Origin of the sequence: Ancylomarina subtilis (assembly GCF_004217115.1) — a bacterium.
In the GTDB taxonomy this organism is placed as follows: Bacteria; Bacteroidota; Bacteroidia; order Bacteroidales; family Marinifilaceae; genus Ancylomarina; species Ancylomarina subtilis.
Genome location: NZ_SHKN01000006.1, coordinates 83,832 through 98,918, shown reverse-complemented (window position 1 = coordinate 98,918; position 15,087 = coordinate 83,832). Strand labels below are relative to the sequence as shown.

Annotated in this window: 8 protein-coding genes; 1 reads left to right on the top strand and 7 read right to left on the bottom strand. The window is 36.8% G+C overall.

Features of this window, described 5'->3' with window-relative positions:
* Positions 1-479: 479 nt before the first annotated feature.
* The gene (locus tag EV201_RS15875) at positions 480-3,731 is read left to right on the top strand and encodes a S41 family peptidase (protein WP_130308629.1); all 3,252 of its coding nucleotides are present in this window, start codon (positions 480-482) and stop codon (positions 3,729-3,731) included.
* 141 nt (positions 3,732-3,872) lie between these two features.
* Here EV201_RS15875 and EV201_RS15870 read toward each other — a convergent pair whose 3' ends face one another.
* The 7 genes from EV201_RS15870 to mfd form a co-directional block, all read right to left on the bottom strand.
* Entirely contained in the window at positions 3,873-4,451 is a 579-nt protein-coding gene (locus tag EV201_RS15870; RefSeq protein ID WP_130308628.1) for a PhnA domain-containing protein, read from the bottom strand.
* A gap of 260 nt (positions 4,452-4,711) precedes the next feature.
* Positions 4,712-6,835 carry a peptidylprolyl isomerase gene (locus tag EV201_RS15865; protein WP_130308627.1) on the bottom strand — a complete coding sequence of 708 codons (2,124 nt, stop codon included), beginning with the start codon at positions 6,833-6,835 and terminating at the stop codon, positions 4,712-4,714.
* Positions 6,836-7,109: 274 nt separating this feature from the next.
* Positions 7,110-8,369 carry a hemolysin family protein gene (locus EV201_RS15860; RefSeq protein WP_130308626.1) on the bottom strand — a complete coding sequence of 420 codons (1,260 nt, stop codon included), beginning with the start codon at positions 8,367-8,369 and terminating at the stop codon, positions 7,110-7,112.
* A 353-nt stretch (positions 8,370-8,722) separates the two neighbouring features.
* Positions 8,723-9,304, bottom strand: coding sequence for an LPS export ABC transporter periplasmic protein LptC (gene lptC / locus EV201_RS15855; RefSeq protein WP_130308625.1), 582 nt, complete (start codon positions 9,302-9,304; stop codon positions 8,723-8,725).
* Between the two features lie 4 nt (positions 9,305-9,308).
* Entirely contained in the window at positions 9,309-10,640 is a 1,332-nt protein-coding gene (locus EV201_RS15850; RefSeq protein WP_130308624.1) for a tetratricopeptide repeat protein, read from the bottom strand.
* A 229-nt stretch (positions 10,641-10,869) separates the two neighbouring features.
* Entirely contained in the window at positions 10,870-11,598 is a 729-nt protein-coding gene (locus tag EV201_RS15845; protein WP_165389685.1) for a type III pantothenate kinase, read from the bottom strand.
* Between the two features lie 7 nt (positions 11,599-11,605).
* Positions 11,606-14,965 (bottom strand): transcription-repair coupling factor, encoded by a 3,360-nt coding sequence (gene mfd, locus EV201_RS15840; RefSeq protein WP_130308622.1) that lies wholly within the window; start codon positions 14,963-14,965, stop codon positions 11,606-11,608.
* Between the last annotated feature and the right edge of the window lie 122 nt (positions 14,966-15,087).

Genomic DNA, 15,087 nt, shown 5'->3' with positions numbered 1-15,087 from the left:
CAGCGCCTCTCTCTTAAAGCGAGTGCAAATATAGACCTTTTTATTTCAACTTTCCTAATGCGAAGATCCACTTTTTTCAAGTTAAAGCCTAAAGCGCTGATAATCTGAATCAAAATTTCAATATTTTTTTTTTCAAGCCAGTATAACAAAAAGATTTCTCTATAAGTATATCTCAACAAGCAAATTCACTTTAAGACTAAGATTCAATAAAAATCACAACACGTACTACATCTTAATATATGACTCGTTTATCGAAAAACTATAGGCACAGATATAAAAAACAATATCTTAGCGAATAAAGCATCTGAACAACAATCACATAGAATCACCCTCTTCAAAAAATGACAAAATCTGAAGATAAAATAATGAATACTCTATTTGATAATTTTTCTTTTGTCGATAGCTTTGCCAAACGAGGAATACATCAATTATTCCAGACACCAGAAAACCAACAAAACCTTTAACACTCAAAAAAGACCATGATTTTAAAAAAATTAATGATTGGAGCCGGCTTATTACTGCTAAGCGCTAGTAGTTGGGCTCAAACAAATCCGCTATGGATGCGATACCCGAGTATCTCTCCTGATGGAAAAACAGTTGCATTCAATTATATGGGCGACATATATAAGGTAGATGCAAAAGGAGGTGAAGCCATTCGTTTGACTTCAAACCCTGCTTACGATTACAATGCAATTTGGTCGCCAGATGGGAAACAACTTGCATTTGCTTCAGAAAGAAATGGCAATTTCGACATTTTTCTAATGTCGATTAACGGTGGAACCCCCAAACGCTTAACAACAAATTCGGCAAAAGAAATCCCAACATCATTTACTCCTGATGGCAAATCAGTCCTTTTTACTGCAGCAATTGCTGACAATTATAAAAATGCCATGTTTCCAAAGGGATATCTGACTGAATTATACGCCGTATCAGTAGAAGGAGGGCGTCCACAACAAATATTAACGACTCCAGCCGAAGATGCTCGATACAATAAAGAGATGACTCAACTGGTATACACAGACAAAAAAGCTGGAGAGAACACCTGGAGAAAACATCACACATCATCAGTTGCTCGCGACATACGCAAATTCGATGTCAAAACAGGAAAACACAATTTCCTTAGCACATTCGAAGGCGAAGATCGTCAACCCGTTTACAACAATGACGAGTCTGCAATTTATTATTTGAGTGAAAAATCGGGTTCTTTCAATATCTGGAAGATGGATGCTAATGGAGGTACCAACAAAACTCAAATCACAAAATACAGTAAAAACCCAGTTCGCTTTTTATCAGTAAGCGCAAACAACACATTGTGTTTTGGTTTCCGAGGTGAGATTTATACTCAAACAGGTAACAACGAGGCTAAAAAACTAGATGTAAACATCAGAATTGACCATACCGCCTACCAAAATGAGTTCCTGAAAAAATCATCAGGTGCAACCGAAATGTCGGTTTCTCCTGACGGAAAAGAAGTCGCTTTTATTGTGCGTGGAGAAGTTTTCGTGACATCAGTTGAGTATGCAACAACAAAACGTATTACCAACACACCCGAACAAGAGCGCAGTGTCAGTTTTAGTCCTGATGGTAAAAGTTTGATTTACGCCAGTGAGCGAAACGGAAGCTGGAACCTGTATCGTACACGAATCAAAAACGAGACTGAAATCGACTTCACTCATTCTACACTTTTAGAAGAAGACGAAATTCTTGCAAATACAGATGAAACTTTTCGCCCTGTTTTTTCTCCTGACGGAAAAGAAGTGGCCTATTTAGCAAACAGAACAGAATTGCAGGTTATCAACTTAAAAAGCAAAAAGATCAGAACCATATTGGAAGGCAAATGGAACTATTCTTATACCGATGAAGACTTGTATTTTGAATGGTCTCCGGATGGTAAGTGGTTTTTAATGGACTACAATGCCAAAACACGTTGGCCGAATTCTGATATTGGCTTGATAGATGCACAAGGCAATAAAACGGTAACTGATTTAACCAACTCGGGTTATATCGACGGTAATGCCAAGTGGGTTATGGGCGGCAAAGCCATGATCTGGTTTTCTGATCGTTTTGGTATGCGCAACCATGCAAGCTGGGGCTCTCAAAACGATGTATTTGCCATGTTCTTTACTCAGGAAGCTTTCGACAAATTCAATATGAGCAAAGAAGAAGCCGAATTACAAGAGGCTCTTGACAAAGAAAAAAACGAGGCTGACAAAAAAGACGACAAGAAAGATAAAAAGAAGAAAAAGGATGAAAAAAAGCTTAAAGACATTGAGATTGATCTAAATAATTATGAAGATCGCGTCACTCGTTTAACTATTAATTCATCAAATCTTTCTGATGCCGTAATGACACCTAAAGGTGATAAACTTTACTATTTAAGTAAGTTTGAAGATGGCTATGACCTTTGGATGCACAATTTTAAAGAAGATGAAACCAAGAAAGTTCTAAAGCTTTCCGGTTCAAGTTCTGATATGAGCATCACGAAGGATGGTAAATATATATTTTTACGTTCTGGAAGTCGATTAATGCGTATTGCAACAGCTGGAAACAAACGTAAAAATATCAGCTACCAAGCTGAAATGAATTTGAATGAGGATGCCGAACGCGAATACCTATTCGAACATGCATGGAGACAAACCAAAGAGAAATTTTACCGTGTAGATATGCATGGGGTCGATTGGGATGCATACAAACTGGAATACAAGCGATTCCTTCCATACATCAACAACTCATATGATTTTGCAGAACTATTGAGTGAACTTTTGGGTGAGCTAAATGCCTCTCACACCGGAGCCGGTGCCTGGACAAGATATCCAAACGGAGACAAAACGGCGAATCTGGGTGTTTTCTTCGACGACAACTACAAGGGCAAAGGTTTAAGAATTGCCGAAATTGTTGACAAATCGCCTCTTAAGAAAGCTAAATCAAAAGCAACGATTGCTTGCATCATCGAGAAAATTGATGGCGTTGAAATCACTGAAGGAATGGATTACTATCCCCTTTTAAATCACAAAAGCGGTAAAAACACCCTATTAAGTTTTTACAACCCAACAACTAAAAAGCGTTGGGACGAAGTGGTTAAACCAATCTCAAAAAGAAAATTCGATAACCTATTGTATGAGCGTTGGATTAAGCAGCGTCGAGCTGAAACCGAACTGGTATCAAACGGCCGCATTGGCTATGTTCATATCAAAGGAATGAATGATAATAGTTTTAGAACGCTTTACTCTGAAGTAATGGGTCGCTACAACAATATGGAAGCTATCGTTATCGATACACGTTATAATGGTGGTGGACATATGCACGAAGATATCGAAGTTCTTTTCAGCGGAAAGAAGTATCTAACTCAATTGCCACGAGGACAAAAAATCGGCGAACAACCCCGTAAAAGATGGAAGAAACCATCCATTATGTTGGTGAGTGAAGGCAACTACTCAAATGCACACGGCACACCCTGGGTTTACAAAACAATGGGACTTGGAAAGTTAGTTGGAGCACCTGTTGCCGGTACCATGACTTCTGTTTGGTGGGAAAGCCTTATGAATGGTAATATGTATTTTGGGATCCCTCAAATTGGTTATATGGATTCAGAAGGCGATTTCCTAGAAAACAAACAGTTGGAACCAGACTATAAAGTTCTTTATGACTACGATGTAGTTAGCCAGGGAAAGGATCAGCAATTAAGAAAAGCTGTTGATATTTTACTTCAGGAACTTGACCAACAAAAATAGAACTACGAGGCAATAACACTTCTTATTTTATCAAAATAAAAGCCACAAACATATACTTGTTTGTGGCTTTTTACCTTCAATTAAATCAAAAAAAACGAGATAGTCACCCATTTCGTTTTTCTATATCAAATCGTGATCAGCTTAAGCTTTCTTCACATATTGTGTCAGGATAACAATCATTTGACCATTTACACGGCCTTCAATTTGTTCAGCATTATCATAAACCAATGAAATATTACGAACATGTGTCCCACGCTTAGCTGTAAAACCGCCACCTTTCACATTTAAATCTTTGATTAGAACAACTGAATCGCCAGACTCTAAAAGAGCGCCATTACTATCCAGGTGTCTAACTTTATCTTCTTCATTTTCGCCTTCGCCAGTAGCCTGAGCCCATGCCATTGTTTCTTCATCCAAATAAAGCATATCAAGCAAATCCTGAGGCCAACCTTCAGAACGTAAACGATTCAACATACGCCATGCCATCACCTGTACAGCAGGTACCTCACTCCACATGCTATCATTTAAACATCTCCAATGGTTCACATCAACTTTTTCAGGATTATCCAATTGTTCCGAACAGGTTGAACAAAGCAACAGACATTTATCACTTCCTTCTTTCGCGGCAGGTGGCACTTCATAAACATTCAAATCATCAGTAGCTCCACACAGTTCACAAACCGAACCACTTCTTGCTTGCAATTCCTTAATAACACTCATATTTATATTCTGAATTAAATTTCAATTATACTTTAACGACATTGTCGAAATGCATTGTTTCCAATCAGCTAAATCAACATTCAGCTTAATGCGACAAAAATAAGCATTCTAATCGACTTATTGTATCCTTCTCCCCTAGCCAGTCTTAATTCGCAACAAAATCAGACTCTTTAGGATAAAAAAAGCGAGAAGGTTTCCCAACTCGCTTTTATATGGTATCTGAAAGTGATAAACAAAATCATCACGTTTCAATTTATCTACTAATAGAATTTGTAACGCTTATCAACAATATCTGCATTTTCTCTAAGAACTTGCATTGACTGATAGTTTGTACGATACTGATAGTTTTGAGTCATGCGCGATTTAAATACATCGATCGCATCTTGAGTAAGCGCATCTTCTTTTATATCGTTTACCAAAATCATATAAACACCTTGGTTGCCTTTGATAGGAGCAGAAAGCTTACCCTTTTCAATGTTACTTGCATTAGCAATCACATTAGGTTCGATACCTGCACCAGGAATTTGGAATGATTGGAAAGTTACATCAGCAGCATTCTTCACTTCAAGATTTTCTTTCTGAGCAACTGACAATAAAGACTGTGCACCTTTAGAGTTCTTTGCCATTGAAGCAATAATCATTTCTGCTTTCTTATTCTTTCTAACTTCTCTTTCAACAGATGCCTGTACATCAGTTACTGAAGCATAACCTTCTTCTTTGATATCAGAAAGAATAGCAACAACGAATTTATCACCAAACTCAAATACTGCAGAGTTATCATTATTTAAAAGAATAGTTTCCATATTGTCCGTATTATATGCAACACGAACCAATTCTCTTGAACTTTCAAGACCTGGAATCAATTTAGTATCCTTCTTAAGGTTTGCAACACGACGAGTTAAATTCTGCTCTGAAATTGCTTTAAAGAAAGAAGCTCTATCCTGATTTTCACCAGCGAATTTACGAGCTGCTGCATAAGCTGCCTGGAATGTTTTCTGACTCGCCTCAACTTTACGATCTAAAACGGCAATTTGAACTTTTTTAACTGGCTTACTTAATCCCACAACTTGAATTAGGTGAGCTCCAAACTGAGTTTTAACAATCTTCACTTCGTTTTTCTTAGACGAGAATGCAGCATCGTTAAATGCAGGAACCATACGTCCTTGAGTAAACCAGCCTAAATCACCACCATTAACAGCGGAACCTTGATCATCAGAATTTGTCTTAGCCAAATCAGCAAATTTAGCACCTTTATCCAATAGTTGTTTCAAACTGTCAGCTTTAGCTTCAGCAGCCTTGAAATCACCATTAACCGGACGGATTAAAATATGACGCGCTTTTACCGAGTCAGACATCATTCTAATATCAGATATCTTAGCCAATTTGTAAGCATCTTTTTCATCGTAAGGTCCATAAACGTCACCTTTTTTACCAGAAAACATAAATGCATCAAGCGCCTTGTTTGAGTTCTCACCCGCAGCAAAATAATATGTATTGAATTTTGTATCAGAATTCAACTCCAAGAATTGAGCAACATTTTCTTCAGCTGTGAAGTCAGCTTTCATATCGGCGATCCATTTCTCAGTGTATTTGAAATCATCAGTTGATGGCTCAATATTGAAAGGCACGTAATCGATCTTTCTTGATTCGCTCTGTTTGAAAAGCTCTTTATGATCGTTGTAGTACGCTTTAATCTCTTCAGCAGTTACATTAACAGTTGAATCTGAGATTGAGTTATAACTTTTAACAACATAGTCAAAGCTTACTTTCTTAGACCCGTTAGCAGCCATATTCTTAGCATATGCCGCAGGAATATAAAGACCCTTTGCAATCAAAGCATTATACTTAGTCAAAGTTCTTTGAGCAATTAAAGACTCCTCAATATTCAACCAATAAGCTTTTTGAGGTGTTCCATCAGGCGCAGCAATTAACTGCTTAAGTGTTTTTACAACATTGTCTTTATCGAATTGACCATCCTCACCTGTAAATAATTGACGAATTGTAGGATCAATATTTTTCCCTTGAATCATATCGAATAACTCCTGAGAAGTCAAACTAATTCCCAACTCATCGTACTCACGATTCATTACGATCTCTTGAACCATTTGTTGCCAAACTTGCTCTCTGATCTTATCCATTTGGTCAGCAGGAATTGAATTCTGCCCACTCATTAATTTAGTCACTTCAAGATTGTGGTTGAATCTGTTTTGGAAATCACGAATATTTACAGATTCCCCTGCAATTTCAGCCATCTCATTTCGTGAGTTTGTCAAAAGAGAACCACCTGATTTTAAGGCATCACCGGCTATAAATGCCAACAAGGCTCCACCAATGATAATCCCTATAAAAACTCCGCGGTTTCTTATTTTCTGTAATGTTGCCATCTAAAAAGATTTAATTATTCTTAAAATAGGCTACGAATATACAAAAAAATGAACAAGAACAAGGCTTTTATCTAAAGAGCTTTTCGGCTTTTTATAGATAAATATCGAACCAATTAACAATTAGCAAATAAGACGGAAAAATGCTTGTGATAATCTTTTGAAAATGAAAAGATTTAAGCCAATAAGCTTTACAAGATACCGCTATATATTATAAGGAGAAATGACTTTGACATCAGTCAAAATTATAGTTAGGTTTGAGAAAAAGATCATAAATCTAGGATAAAAGAGTCAATTTTACCTTATTGATACGGGTCTTGGAAACTTCAACAATTTGAATTCGGAATTCCTTTATTCGAATAATTTCATTGCTATTAGGAATACTGCCATGATTGAAAATAATGAACCCATTCAAAGTTTCAAAATCATCCGAAACAGGAAGTTCAAGCTTATATTTATCATTTAAGTAGTCAATTTCGATTCTTCCCGAAAAAATAAATTCGGTTTCACTCAATTGTTCCTCTACCAAATCAACACTATCATGTTCGTCCTCAATCTCACCAAATATTTCCTCCATAATGTCCTCAATGGTTACCATACCAGATGTCCCGCCAAATTCATCCACAACCACCGCCACACTTTTTTGTTCTCTGGTAAAAAGATTCAAGAGCTTATGAGCTGCCATTGTCTCCGGTACAATTATAACTCGACTTAGTGCAGCTTTTATACTTTGCGGTTTTCTAAATAATACAGACGAATGCACATAACCAATGATGTTATCGATCGATTCTTTATATATCATGATACGTGAATAACCCGTTTCGATAAATCGCTGGGTCAAATCTTCAATCTCTCCACTAATGTCCATAGCTTCGATCTCTGTTCGTGGTACAAAACACTCACGCAACTTCACATTTGAAAAGTCTAAAGCATTTCTAAAAAGCTTCATATTGTGTTCATCTTCTTCCAATACAGATTGAGCTTCCTGCCCCTCTTGAACCAAATGATCCAAATCAACTTTCCCAAATGCATGCGACGCAACCTCGTCTGAAATTTCTGTCCTTAATATCCGACTAATGATATTTTTCGAAAACATCATCGTTACAACGGTTACGGGATAAAAAATAACATAGAAGAACATCACCGGAACAGCGAACAGGTTTAGAGATAAATTGGGATTTAATCTAAAAAGTGTCTTGGGTAAAAATTCCGCTGTAAAAAGAATCAGGAGTGTTGAAAAGATTGTCTGAATGGTCATTATTAACAATTCGGATTCAACCCAAAGAGCAATGGTTGGTTCAAGAATTTTAGCCATCATGATACCATAGATAACCAAAGCAATATTGTTTCCAACCAACATGGTTGAAATATAATGTCCAGGATGATTTGTAAAAACATTGATGATCCGTGAAGTCACCGTATTTTTACTTTTATCAAGCTCCATTCTCAACTTATTGGCTGCCACAAAGGCAATTTCCATACCCGAGAAAAATGCTGAAAGAGCCAACATACTTAGGATTATAAAGAGCTCGTTCATTATTCCTTATCTTGGTTTATACCGTCTCTTGTTTTTCGTAAATATCGGCGAGAACCATACATTAAAGAGGCTAGCATCGCGATAACATACAACATGATATTCTCTTTGAAACCCAAATTATTAGTTCTAACTATAGCAAATAGGATACTAATGATGGCTACAATCAACCAAATAATTTCTAAAATGAACGGTAATTTTTGTTTCATCTTCTTATTTAAATTTATAAACAGTCCTTTATTAGTCGCATATAAGGACATTTAAAGATGGAGATTTTGATCAAGAATAAAAACCTATATACAAAAAAATTACCTGCATTTTCATACAAGTAATTTTCACAAGCTACTGATGAGCCTTTATTCCTTAATATTTTTGTCTTCAAGAAAAACTTCACCGCTAACCTGACTCAATAAAATCTGATTCAGTTTGTCATCCGCTGTAAAACTATTCCCCTCCAACATTTGTCCGTCTTTTTCCGTAATTCGAACATACTGATCAGAATAGATCTTTCGACTCTTCTGATCCCAATACATAAGCTCTGTATTTATCGTTTTACCATCATCACTAACGGCAACAACATCATTTCGAAGTTCCCAAATCTGATCCTTAACGATATGTTTGGCATAATTGGATTTAATCGTCCACGCCTGAGAGCCATCTTTATTGTATGAAATAACATTCCCTCCCTTAGGAAACTCATCATACTCTTCTTCCTCATTTTTAATTTGCAAAAAAACAATTGCAAATGCTTTATATTGAATTCGAGTTGAATCTGTAAAAATAAATTCTACATTTTCGCCATAAGTCTCTGGGCGTGTTTCCTCAGCAGTTATGCTTTTAACTTCTTTAATACTGTTTTCACAAGACAAAAGCATTGTCACCCCAAGAAGGGCAACAATGCTTTTATATATGAATTCTATTTGAATCGTCTTTTTCAACTGATTACTCGTTTAGTCTAATCTTAGTTGTTTCATTGATCCAATCACCTACTTTATAAGTTTCACCCTCTTTAAGACCTTGCATAAATGCTTCTTCTTTAGCTGGGAAATACTTCGAGTAAGTTTGGATTAGCTTATTCGCTTCTTCAGCACATTCAGGATCTACGCTTTTCGCTTTCATGAATTTGTCAACAGCAACCCAATACACAGCCTGCTTCTCGTGCATTTTACCAGGAAATTCTTTACTTCCTGCAGCATAACACTTACCAATTAACAAGTATGGCTGTCCCCAATTTGGCTTATTTTTGATGGCAGCTAAAGCATTGTTTCTAGAAGCAACAAGATTGTGCTCCATAAGGAGAATACTTGCCAATTTAAAATGTAGATCTGCTTTAACTTCAGCATCTTCTTCTAAACCAATTGACTTAGAAAGGTATTCCTTACTCTTAGAGAATTGCTTTTTCTTAATGAACATTTTAGCTAGGTTGTGAGCGGCATCAGCACTTGGCTCAAGCTTGTATTTTTGCTCTGCTACTTTAGCATATAACGCACCATCTTCACATTCCTGACGATTCAACATTTTCATAATCTTATTGATCAGAACCATATCATCAGGATTTGCTTCGAACTTAGGAGTAAAGATATTACTCAAAGTCTCACAGTCAGCAACACCAGCTGCAAAGAAATCATTTTCAACATTTACAATAGCCGCCTTAATATTAGTTACTTTCTTAGGATACTTTTCCATTTGATTTTTCAGAAGATCCATGAATGATAAGTAGTCATCAATAACGGCTTCAGGAGACAATTTACCAGCTAAAACCAAAAGCTTGCCAGCTTCCATTGTCTTATTAACAACTGCAGCCTCAGAATCAACACCTTGTATCTCGATCGATTTTTTCATGATATCATAAGCCTTCTTGATTAACACAGGCTCTTTCTTACTATATGTGAAAAAATCCCCACCTTTACGTCCAAGAATCCATCCTGTAGGATATTTTCGGTTTGAACCGTAGTATTTGATTCTTTGATCATAAACCATCATCAAAGTATCGATATATTTAGGATTTTTCGTCGAAACGAACATACTACGCATGATATCCACACCCTTCGAATAAGTTGATCTTTGAAATTTAGGAGCATTATTAAAGACATATCTCCAATTTGGAAGAGCGTCTTTATAATTCTTTTGCTTCACCATTTCACTATATAGCGATGCATTCAAAACTGTTTTTGCACTATCTACGCCATACTTCGACTCTTTGGTCTGAGCATTTACTCCGAACATCGTCGATAGCATAAGGACAGCAGTAAGGATTGTAAGTCTAGTTTTCATGATACTCTATTTTATAATCTAGTTAGTTATTTGTGTCGATGGAAGATCTTAATCTTTTTTAAATATAATTAATCTCAGGGCAAACCACATACCATTCTCCGCATCTATTAGTTAAAAAAGCTTAACGAAAGAAAATATAAGAATTCGCCTTGTGGATCTAAAAAATCTGACAAGTGCAAAACTATAAATAAATTAACAAGCTGCAAAGCGATCCAGAATAATCTCGATATTAGGATTTATTATAATTAAGAATGGCATTCAGTCCACCCAACAAAAGCGTCCTAACACAAAAGGTTTCATTTTTCAATTTTGGATGAATAAATTCAGAATCCCCTCCCGTTAAAAATATTTTAGCTCCCGAATGACTCTCTGTAAGCTTATCGATATAGCTATCAATCTCAAATAGAAGACTATTTTGAACCCCGGAGATGATAGCCTGAGATGTATTCTTACCTATTAGGGCATGGGTTTCTGATTTCTCCAACAAGGGCAATTTCTTCGTAAATGTGTTTAATGCTTTAAATCTCATTGCCAATCCAGGTGATATTGTACCACCCAAATATTGATTTTTAGCATTAACAAAGTCAAACGTAATTGCAGTTCCAGCATCAATCACCAATAAATTAACATTCGGATGCAGTGTATTGGCACCTACACATGCTGCTAAGCGGTCGTAGCCTAACGTTTCTTTCGTTTCGTACAGATTTTCAAGCGGAGTTGGTGTGTTCTGATCAAAGAAGATTACACTATCGAACAGAGACTCCAACGACTTAAGAAAAACATCAGGTCTACCTTGAACCGAAGATACAATAAGGGCATCTAATCCGGGATATTTCTTTTGCCAGAGAAGAATCAAATCCATATCTGAAATGTGTGATTCACAAAACTCAAGCATATTCTTACCTTCAAAGATTGCGTATTTTGTTTGCGTATTTCCTATGTCGATAATTAAATTCATCTCTTTTTTATAAAGATACAGGTTCAGAGAATTTCTCCAATACCTCCGTTGCATGTTTAATACTCATCACATTTTCAAAACTCAAGCTTAATCGATGCCTTGCTTCTTTCATCTTACAAGGTATTGTTTGAGACTGAACAAAAGCCAATACTCTTGAAAACTGTGGCGATTGATAATAGGCCGATTGATGATCGTTCACAAAATACAGAACCATCTTCTTCGACTTTAAAATCAGTTTCTCAATTCCTAAGTCTAAAGCATACCATCTCAAACGAACCACATTAAGCAATTCGACAGATGCCTCAGGTATCTCTCCAAAACGGTCTCTCAACTGAATAGCAAACGTTTCGATTTCTTCTTCAGTTTGTAAATTATCCAACTCCCTATACAAACGGATTCGTTCAGAAATACTCTCAATATAAGTCTCAGGGAATAATATCTCCAAGTCCGTATCAATCTGACAGTCCGATATAAATCGTTTAATTTCCTCTTCTTCCTGACTCTTTTCTTCAGCAAAAACATCCTTGAATTCCGTTTCCTTGAGTTCAAGCATAGCTTCATTCAATATTCTTTGATAAGTTTCGTAACCAATATCCGAGATGAAACCACTTTGCTCACCGCCTAAAAGATTACCTGCACCACGAATATCCAAATCCTGCATGGCAATATTAAACCCACTTCCCAACTCAGAAAAGCTTTCAATTGCATTTAATCGCTGGCGAGCTTCTTGCGTCATCGACTCCATAGGTGGCGTCAGCAAATAACAAAAGGCTTTTTTGTTTGATCGACCTACCCGACCTCGCAATTGATGCAATTCACTCAAGCCAAAATTCTGCCCATTGTTAATTATAATGGTATTCGCATTCGGGATATCAAGTCCCGATTCAATTATAGTTGTTGCAATCAGCACGTCGTAGTCACCCCGAATGAATTCCAGCATGATCTTCTCCAACTTGGGGCCATCCATTTGCCCATGAGCAACAATTGTCGAAATTCCAGGTACAGCACGGTGCAGCATGGCTTCAACCTCATGAATATTCTGAACCCTGTTGTGAATAAAAAAGACCTGTCCATTTCGCTCCACCTCGTAAGTTATGGCTTCGCGAATGATATCTTCATTAAAATTGTGAATTTCAGTTACAATCGGATACCGGTTAGGCGGTGGTGTGTTGATAATCGATAAATCTCGAGCACCCATCAGTGAAAACTGGAGGGTACGTGGGATAGGTGTTGCCGTTAAAGTCAAGGTATCCACATTAACTTTCATCTGTTTCAATTTCTCTTTTACAGATACACCAAATTTTTGCTCCTCATCAACAATCAAAAGCCCCATATCCTTAAACCGGATATCCTTACCAATGATGCGATGCGTTCCGATTAAAATATCAATCTGACCAGCAGCCAAATCTTTCAAGATTTCTTTTTGATCTTTTGCCTTTCGCATTCGCGAGATATAATCAATTCGACAAGGAAAATCCTTAAGTCGATCGCTAAAGGTTTTATAGTGTTGAAAAGCCAAAATGGTTGTCGGTACAAGAATTGCGACTTGTTTATTATCGGCCACAGCCTTAAAGGCGGCACGAACTGCAATTTCGGTTTTCCCAAAACCTACGTCACCACAAACCAATCGGTCCATTGGGGTTGGCGATTCCATGCCCTCTTTAACCGATTGAGTTGCCTTAACCTGATCTGGTGTATCCTCGTAAATAAAAGAAGCCTCAAGTTCCTGCTGCATATAACTATCCGGACTGAATTGAAATCCACGTTCAGCTTTTCGCTTTGAATACAAAAGAATCAGATCCTTAGCAATATCTTTAATCTTAGACTTCGTTTTGTCTTTCAACTTTTGCCAGGCACCTGTACCCAACTTATATATTTTAGGAGCACTCCCGTCCTTACCTTTGTACTTCGATATTTTATGCAAAGAATGTAAACTCACATAAAGAATATCATCATCCTTATAAACCAAACGAATCACTTCTTGTGATTTCCCATTGGTTTCGATACGCTGCAAGCCACCAAAACGACCAATCCCATGATCGGAATGAACGATAAAATCTCCCGGATGAAGTCGATTAATCTCCTTTAGAGTTACGGTTTCCTTGCCCTTGTGAACCGTAGCATTCTTTAAACGAAACTTATGATGCCTGTCAAAAATCTGATGATCGGTATAACACGCAATTCTAAGGTCTGCATCAGAGAAGCCCTGATGAAGGGTTCGATTCACATCAGTGAAAATGACCTCAATTCCTTTATCATCAAATATATTGTGAATCCGTTCAATCTGCTTGGAGTTATCTGAAAAAATATAATTCTCCAGAGCTTTTGCATTGTTATTCTGCAATTCCTGTCCCAACAGATCAAAATTCTTATTAAAAGCTGGCTGAGGACTCTGATTAAACTCAATAATATTTTCAGCCGGAAAATAGAATTTCTGTCCAAATTCCAAACCTTTAAAAGCATTAATATGATCTATAAAATCGGGCCCTTGAATTAGGTAATCCTGAACCGAAATTCGATCCTCACCAAACTCAACATAGGCCTTTTTCTCAATCGTCTTTTCATAAATGGAATTAATTCTATCCGCTATAAAAGCAACATTCTTAATCCAACAAATCGAGTTTTCAGGCAAAAATTTGAAGAATGAAATACGTGCCTCATCATTCAAATTTTCTTGAATATTAGGGATAATATCAACCGTATTCAACTTCTCTTTTGATAATTGATTTTCCACATCGAACAAGCGAATTGAATCCACTTCTTCTCCAAAAAAGTCAATTCGATAAGGGTATTCATCAGAAAAAGAGAAAATATCGATAATGGAGCCACGAATAGAATATTGACCGGGTTCTACAACAAAATCAGACCTTTCGAATTTATAATCGACCAGAACCTCTTCGATAAACTCGGGAGATAATTTTTCGCCCACGGTAATCTTAAGCGTATTCTCCTCCAACTGTTCAGGGCTAATGACTTTCTCAGCTATAGCCTCAGGGAAAGTCACAATATAACACGGATTCTTTTTCGAAAGCAAGCGATTTAAAACTTCGGCACGAAGAATAATATTTGAATTATCTGTGCTTTCATATTGAGCCGAACGCTTAAATGAAGAAGGGAAATACAAAACCTGTTCTTCATCAAGCAAAGTACTTAGGTCATTGTAGAAATAAGCAGCTTCTTCCTTGTCATTCAGAACAAAAACCTGTGCCCTTTTATCATTAGGAAGTGAAGCAGCTAAAATAGCTAAAGATGAGCCTTGCATTCCCTTTAAATGAAGCTTCGTCTGAGATTCCTGATCTAAAAATTTCTGTATTGAATAACGAGCCGGATGCTCTTTAAATAAGTTTATAATTTGATCTAATTCCAATTTTTCTCCTTTTTGTAATGCACACAAATTTAGGGAAATTGTTTGGGAATAGATAATTGTACCCTTTCATAAGAAATTTGAATCCTCCTAAAAGCAAAAAAGCAGAACCACTATCGGCTCTG